Source organism: Nostoc sp. CHAB 5715 (assembly GCF_020829685.1).
In the GTDB taxonomy this organism is placed as follows: Bacteria; Cyanobacteriota; Cyanobacteriia; order Cyanobacteriales; family Nostocaceae; genus Nostoc.
Map to the genome: position 1 here is coordinate 1 of NZ_JAIVFR010000313.1, position 7,276 is coordinate 7,276.

General features: G+C 44.0%; 8 protein-coding genes. 5 read left to right on the top strand and 3 right to left on the bottom strand.

Annotated elements, in window-relative coordinates; all coding sequences use genetic code 11:
- Positions 1-325: 325 nt before the first annotated feature.
- Positions 326-1,411: a glycosyltransferase family 4 protein gene (locus LC574_RS18175; RefSeq protein ID WP_229454809.1), complete on the bottom strand. Its 1,086-nt coding sequence runs from the start codon at positions 1,409-1,411 to the stop codon at positions 326-328.
- A 380-nt stretch (positions 1,412-1,791) separates the two neighbouring features.
- Here LC574_RS18175 and lipA point away from each other — a divergent pair, with 380 nt between their 5' ends.
- From lipA to LC574_RS18190, 3 genes are read left to right on the top strand one after another with little or no spacing between them, the layout of a single operon-like run.
- A complete protein-coding gene (lipA, locus tag LC574_RS18180) occupies positions 1,792-2,712 on the top strand; it encodes a lipoyl synthase (protein ID WP_229454802.1) in 921 nt (306 codons plus the stop codon).
- A gap of 44 nt (positions 2,713-2,756) precedes the next feature.
- On the top strand, positions 2,757-2,981 hold the full coding sequence (locus LC574_RS18185) for a hypothetical protein (protein WP_229454803.1): 225 nt from the start codon (positions 2,757-2,759) through the stop codon (positions 2,979-2,981).
- Between the two features lie 18 nt (positions 2,982-2,999).
- Positions 3,000-3,137, top strand: coding sequence for a photosystem I protein PsaX (locus tag LC574_RS18190; RefSeq protein WP_229454804.1), 138 nt, complete (start codon positions 3,000-3,002; stop codon positions 3,135-3,137).
- 21 nt (positions 3,138-3,158) lie between these two features.
- Here the strand turns inward: LC574_RS18190 and LC574_RS18195 are convergent, their stop codons facing one another.
- Positions 3,159-4,025 carry a branched-chain amino acid ABC transporter permease gene (locus LC574_RS18195; protein ID WP_229454805.1) on the bottom strand — a complete coding sequence of 289 codons (867 nt, stop codon included), beginning with the start codon at positions 4,023-4,025 and terminating at the stop codon, positions 3,159-3,161.
- A 205-nt stretch (positions 4,026-4,230) separates the two neighbouring features.
- Between LC574_RS18195 and hrmK the strand changes: the two genes are divergently transcribed.
- Both hrmK and larE read left to right on the top strand, forming a co-directional pair.
- Positions 4,231-6,117, top strand: coding sequence for a hybrid histidine kinase/response regulator HrmK (gene hrmK, locus LC574_RS18200; protein WP_229454806.1), 1,887 nt, complete (start codon positions 4,231-4,233; stop codon positions 6,115-6,117).
- 133 nt (positions 6,118-6,250) lie between these two features.
- Positions 6,251-7,081 carry an ATP-dependent sacrificial sulfur transferase LarE gene (gene larE, locus LC574_RS18205; RefSeq protein ID WP_229454807.1) on the top strand — a complete coding sequence of 277 codons (831 nt, stop codon included), beginning with the start codon at positions 6,251-6,253 and terminating at the stop codon, positions 7,079-7,081.
- Here the strand turns inward: larE and LC574_RS18210 are convergent.
- The coding region (locus tag LC574_RS18210) for a hypothetical protein (protein WP_229454808.1) at positions 7,071-7,276 on the bottom strand (206 nt) is incomplete at its 5' end. The two genes, larE and LC574_RS18210, sit on opposite strands and share 11 nt — an antisense overlap.

Sequence of the window (7,276 nt, forward strand, 5' to 3'; positions counted from 1 at the left end):
AACTTATACCAATTCACGAAAATCCTGATACATATCGATTTCTCGTAGAGGCAAGGCGCAATGCCCATAGGTGTCAACTTAACGTAAAAGTGCTGTCCCGCAAGGAACTGAAGTTCCTTGCTAATAGTAAAAGTCATCTAAAAGATGACTAGATTCCCCAACAATCTTTAGTCATCTTTAGATGACTTTAGCTATTAGTCTTGAACTAAAGTTCAAGGCGGATGAGTCAGCCAACAGTTAAGCCATTTCTAGCTTAAGTTGACACCAATGACAGCTGTGCCTCCCTACTTACTTAAAAACATGCGAGATTGCACAAATGCGATATTTAAGTGCGATCGCTACTTAAACCAATCAAACTGCGGAAACGCCCATTTTGAGAAAATCGTTTTGCTATTATTTGTTGATAAACCGCCTCATAGCCATCAGTCATTTGCTCAACGCTGAAACAGTCTTCGACATACTGGCGACAGGCATAGCGGTCTAACTCTATTACCCGATCAATGGCACTGATGCATTCTTGAATATCATTGCAGAGGAAACCCGTCTTGCCGTGGGAAATTACCTCCTCAGTAGAACCCAATTTCATCGCAATCACCGGCGTACCGGAAGCCATTGACTCCACCATCACCAATCCAAAGGGTTCTCGCCAAGTGATAGGGAATAGAGTTGCAACTGCACCTCCCATAAGCGCATTTTTTTGAGCATGGTTAGCTTCACCCAGATACTCAATTTGTTCTCCATCAATGTGCGGTTTGATTTCCTTCTCAAAGTATTCTGCATCAATGGCATCAACCTTACCTGCCATTTTTAAATGCCAACCAGCAAGTTTTGCAATTGCTATTGCTAAGTGTACTCCCTTCTCAGGAGACATGCGGCCCAAAAACGCTAGGTAGGGCGGATCTTCTGGTTGGGCGTGAAAATTATAACTGCTAACATCAATTCCGTTGTAGACCGTTGCTATACAGTTCAACCCTAACCTTGGTTCTCGTTGTGAATTGGAAATACTAACGTAGGGTTGTTTTTTAGCAAAACTAAACATCTTTTCGTTATCATGGGTAAAAATCCCGTGCAACGTGTGAACCGTAGGGGTTGTGACGAGATTCGCGTAGGGCAGCGCCCCATACCCGATATGAGAGTGAATAATATCAAACTCTTCTGCCCGTTCATACACCGAAGCTAGATTCAGCATTTCGTAAACGCTGTAATCTTTAATAGTGCTATCAAGTCTGAGGGCACGGGGATGAACTGACACTAGTTTTGCCAGACTGATAGAATCTCCCGATGCAAATAAAGTTACTTCGTGTCCGCGTCGAACTAATTCATCGGTCAGTAAGCCCACTACTAACTCTATACCACCATAACCTGGAGGTGGAACTGTCTCCCACAGTGGGGCTAATTGAGCTATTCGCATCATAAACCTCCTAAAAAATTAAACTTGAATTAAAAGTTTTCTTTTCTGTTGTAGTGCTTGTAATTGATTGGCTTTGCATCAGATAACAACCTTCTTAAGACTTATTTCAAAATCTTCTGCTCTTGCATCTTATGCTCTTGCTTTTATATTTTTTGTCTATCTTTGTACATAAATTAACCTCTACTAAAGAGGTAAATATATTTTATATCATTAATTGTTAGTAATTTGGTGCAAAGATAGACAAAAAATATAAAAGCAAGAGCATAAGATGCAAGAGCAGAAGGGCCATGGTGACTTCATTAAGAGCATCCTTGCGTCTATTCTTATCTATTGTTAATTAACAGACCATTACTCTATATCCGTATCTTGCTTAGATGTCTATGATTTCGTCACAACGAGCCGAACTAAAGTCTGAAATTACGGCAATGCCTAGCTGGTTACGTCGTCCTATTGGCAAAGCCAGTGAAATCTCTACCGTACAACGCATTATTAAGCAGCGCCAAATTCACACAATTTGCGAAGAAGGGCGCTGTCCCAACCGGGGGGAGTGCTATGCCCAAAAAACTGCAACTTTCTTACTAATGGGGCCTGTTTGTACACGCTCTTGTGCTTTCTGTCAAGTAGATAAAGGTCATGCACCAATGCCTCTTGATTTAGAAGAACCTCAAAAGGTAGCACAGGCGGTGCAGCTTTTGGGATTGCGTTATGTGGTGCTGACTTCTGTAGCCCGTGATGACTTGCCCGATCAGGGTGCAGGGCATTTTGTGGAGACGATCGCAACTATCGGCCAATTGAACCCAGAGACTCAAATTGAAGTGCTGACCCCTGATTTTTGGGGTGGTGCTGGTGTTGGGGAATCAGGTCAACGCCAGCGAATAGCCATGATTGTAAAAGCCAAACCAGCTTGTTTCAATCACAATATCGAGACAGTGAAACGGTTAACTAGGCCAGTGCGCCGGGGAGCCAAGTACGATCGCTCACTCTCGGTACTAGCTATGGTCAAAGAAATCGATCCGACAATTCCTACCAAATCAGGTTTGATGCTGGGACACGGAGAAACACTTGATGAAGTCGTTGAAGCAATGGCTGATCTAAGGGCTGTGGGGTGCGATCGCTTGACTATCGGGCAGTATATGCGTCCATCTTTAGAACATCTGCCAATCCAAAAATATTGGACTCCAGAGGAATTCGATCAACTCGGCAGATTAGCATGGAAAATGGGATTCAACCATGTTCGTTCTGGGCCTCTGGTTCGCAGTTCCTATCATGCTGGAGAGGAGGGAGTGGGGAGTGGGGAGTAGGGAGTAGGGGATGAGGGAGCAGGGGGAGATGAGGGAGTGAGGGAGTGAGGGAGCAGGGGAGGCAAGGGGGAGCAGGGGAAGAAATAACCAATGCCCCATACCCAATGCCCACTTGCCCTGAGCGAAGCCGAAGGGATGCCCAATGCCCAATGCCCAATGCCCCATGCCCAATGCCCAATGCCCAATGCCCAATTCCCAACTTCACACAAATATTCTTAAAGAATTTGAATATTTGGTACACCAGTTTGGTATTTCTTAAAAAGTCCTGACATTAGGAGAATCGCATTATGACTGCTAAAAACAAAGATTTACCAGTTGCCGACAGTGGAGCTAAACCTCCCTACGCCTTTCGCACAGGCTGGGCACTGTTCTTGTTAGCTATCAATTTCCTGGTAGCAGCCTGGTATTTCCACATTATTGAGTAGTTAGAAGTGGAGTGGTGCTGCTCAAATCGTTCCTTTGAATAAACCTTTGGGACGAATGAGCAGCACCAAAATCATGATTAACAGTGCTACACCCTGTTTATACTGTGAACCCAGCCAAGGGGTGCTGACTTCCTGGACGATGCCAATGATAAAAGCTGCTGCGATCGCACCGTAAGGGTTGCCAATCCCACCAAGAATTACTGAGGCAAACAATGGTAAAATTAAAAACCATCCCATATTCGGGCGCACAGCCGTAATTAACCCATACATACTGCCGCCCAATGATGTAAGACTGCCAGCAATTATCCAAGTCCATAAAATAACTCGGTCAACATTGATACCTGAAACTCTGGCTAAGTCCAGATCGTCAGCAACTGCTCGCATCGCTTTACCAATTTTGGTATTTTGCAGCAGGTAATGCAGTGCCAAAATTGCTAGCACCGCCAAACCCAATACCAATAATTGATTTTGCGGGATCTTTAAGCCAAAGATGTCTAAAGCTGATGTAACAGGTAAATTATAATTTTGGTTCTTGCCACCCCAGATCAAAATAATTCCATTGCGAAGAAATAAGGCAAGTCCGATAGAAATAATAATCAGCGTAGTGGAAGTAGCACGGATAGAGCGCATCTTTGACCACAGTACCTTTTCCGATAACAGCATTGCTGCCACAGTTCCCGCCGCCGCCAGGATCATCGACAGCCAAATATTGACTCCAATAGTGTTTATCAGCCAAGTCAGATAGGCTCCTAGAGTGAGAAAATCACCATGAGCAAAGTTAGATAGCCGTAAAATTCCGTAGGTAAGAGTGAGTCCGACTGCCGCTAGAGCAATAATGCTCCCCACCGCAATCCCATTAACGATTAATTGGGCGAATTGTGTATCCATAAGCCTTAAGTTGCTTTAAAAAATTTTACGTCAGTGGTTCGGATAATAATTTTTTTAGAATAGCTGCTAAATTGAACATCATAAGTTATGGTTTATAACAACATAAGTTATGGGTTATAAATAAAAAAGAATTGTCAGTTAATATACATAGAATCCTCTTCGGATTCTTATACGAAGTTAAACTAGTTCAACGGTCTAGTTGACCATGCAGCAGTACTCAAGCTTACCAGACCACAACTCACAGATAGATGCAAGGCCAAAACCTTTGACAACAATTGAGCAACTTCGCGCCTTGTGGCTGGAGAGCAGCTTGAACCAGTTGCAAAGTCGCCTTAATGATTGCCTGCTTTCTGCTTGTAAAACAGTCCCACAGGCAGGAGCCGCAGAAGCAAAAATTCTCCAAACTGTGGTAAACGAGATTAACAGTGCTGTCAACAGGAGTGATTTGGCGCTTACAGATTGTGCCGTAGGCATCGCTTTGTTTGAACCACAAGAAACTGTTGCCACAGTTTGCTATGTTTCGTGTTCTCAATCGCCAAACTCACAACCTTTATTTCTAGAATTGCTGACAGCAGAAAAAAAGCTGCTGTTGAGATTGCAAGAGGTCATAGAACTCGAAGATTTGCAGCAGCTTGAAAATCAACAACCACCGAGCGCTTGGCGGTTAGCTGATGATTCTGGCAACGTTATGGGCTGGCTAATTATTGCCGCAGTGCCCCTAAACTCTGCTCCTGATTCGCTCATAAAATCACTTGCTCAACTCAGATCGCAATTGATGGCAAGGTTTGCCAAGCATTGTACAACAGCCCTGGTACAAGTTAGACACATTTCATCTTGGCAGCAACGGTATCAAGAGTTAAGTAACTCTAATCAAGAATTGGAGCGCACCAATCAACTCAAAAATCAGTTTTTGGCAAACACCAGCCACGAAATTCGCACACCTCTTAGTTCTATTATTGGGTTTACCCATCTGCTTTTAGCCCAAGGGTACGAACCAACTAAAGAACGCCAGCAAGAGTATTTAAATATCATTCAGTCTAGCGGCAAGCACCTACTAGCTCTGATTAATGATATTTTGGATCTTTCTAAAATTGAAGCAAATCAGCTGGAAGTGCAGTGGGAAACAATTGATGTGCCAATGCTATGTAGCAATGTTTTCGCACTGCTGAAAGAGAAAGCCGCTAATAAGGGTTTGAAACTCCGTCTAGAACTTGACCCCGATATCACAACCCTAGTAGCTGACCCCTTGCGACTCAAGCAAATGCTGTTGAATTTACTCTTCAATGCCCTAAAGTTCACCAGCCAAGGAAGTGTTGGCTTAGAGGTTGTTTCCAAAGGTCTATTTGTGTATTTTACAGTTTGGGATACTGGCACTGGCATTTCCCAAGAAGACCAGGCTCAACTGTTTGAACCCTATTTCCAAATTGCCAAGGCTGTCGCCGGTGGTGAAGGTACTGGTTTGGGTTTAGCAGTGACTCGAAAACTCGCCCAAATTCACGGTGGTAACGTGAAAGTGGAATCTGAAGTAAATTGCGGTTCTCGTTTTACCCTTGTACTTCCCTTTAAGCAAGAGGTGGGAATGGGGGGAGATGAGGGAGTAGGGGGAGATGAGGAAGCAGGGGGAGATGAGGGAGCAGGGGAAGAAAAATACTCCTCATCTCCTTTGCCTTTCACCCTTAGTTCTTCTGTAGATATTTTGCTGGTAGAAAATGACTTACCCAACGCTAATTTGATGCAAATTTATCTACATAAATTGGGATATCAGGTGACTTGGGTTAAGAATGCTGCCGAGATGTGGGAAGCTTTAGCACAGTTAGACCCAGTGGTGATTTTGATGGATGTTCATCTGGCAGATGGAAATGGTCTTAAGTTGGTACAGCAGCTGCGAGAAAATCGGCAATATCGGAGGATTCCGGTAATTGTTCAAACAGCAATGGCAATGAAAGGCGATCGCGAAACTTGTCTAGCAGCTGGAGTAAATGAGTATATTTCTAAACCGATTGATTTACCACTTTTAGCTAGTCTGGTGGCCAAGTACACTAAAGCATCAACCAAGGTTGATGGGGAATGGGGAGTGGGGAGTGGGGAGTAGGGAGTAGGGGGAGCAGAGGAAGCAGAAAAAAATAACTAATGCCCAATGCCCCATGCCCAATGCCCAATCCCCCATTAAGTAATGACTACAATGGAATTTGTTGGGTGCTATCGGGTTTGGGCAGGATTGGGAAATGATGCTGACAGAAAAATTTGAGCTATTAAGAGCTTTATTTCTAGAAATGGAGCAGGCGTTGATTGCCTACTCTGGGGGCGTTGATAGTACTTTGGTTGCCAAAATTGCTTATGATGTGTTGGGCGATCGCGCTTTGGCTGTAACAGCTGTTTCTCCTTCGCTGTTACCAGAAGAGTTGGAAGATGCCAAAATTCAAGCCGCAACTATTGGGATTGGGCATAAAATCGTCCAGACGCACGAGATGGAAAATCCCAATTACACCTCTAACCCGGTTAACCGTTGTTATTTTTGCAAAAGTGAATTACACGACACTCTCAAACCTTTAGCTTTACAGTTGGGTTATCCCTACGTGGTGGATGGGGTAAATGCCGATGATTTGCATGATTATCGTCCAGGAATTCAGGCGGCGAAAGAGAGAGGGGCGCGATCGCCTTTAGCAGAAGTGGGTGTCACGAAAGTTGAAGTCCGCCAACTTTCGCAACAACTCGGTTTACCTTGGTGGGATAAACCCGCTCAACCTTGCCTCAGTTCGCGGTTTCCTTATGGGGAAGAGATTACTGTAGCTAAGTTACAACGAGTTGGTAGAGCAGAAATTTTCTTAAGAAAGCTGGGTTGGCAGAATTTGCGCGTGCGATCGCAAGGAGATACAGCACGCATTGAATTAGCATCAGAACAAATTAAAGAGTTTGTGTTAACTACGGATTTACAAAAAGTAGTTTCTGCATTTCAGGATTTCGGATTTCTTTACGTAACCCTGGATTTAGAAGGTTATCGTAGCGGTAAGTTAAATCAGGTTTTAAATCGGGAAGCCTTGAGTGTTAGACTATAGCATTTTCCTGGACTGTAGACACAGTTGTGCTTTTTTTACCTGTCTCACTTGTCTTGGCCAACTGCATCAGTGTCTCATACCAATCCGTAATCGGCAAATCGGCAGGTGCTGTTAGCTCTTGATAAACCTGTTGGCAGAGTTCTCGAAAAGCAAAGTAGCGCTCTTGACGCCAATGCTTAGTGAGTTCGCCCAAAG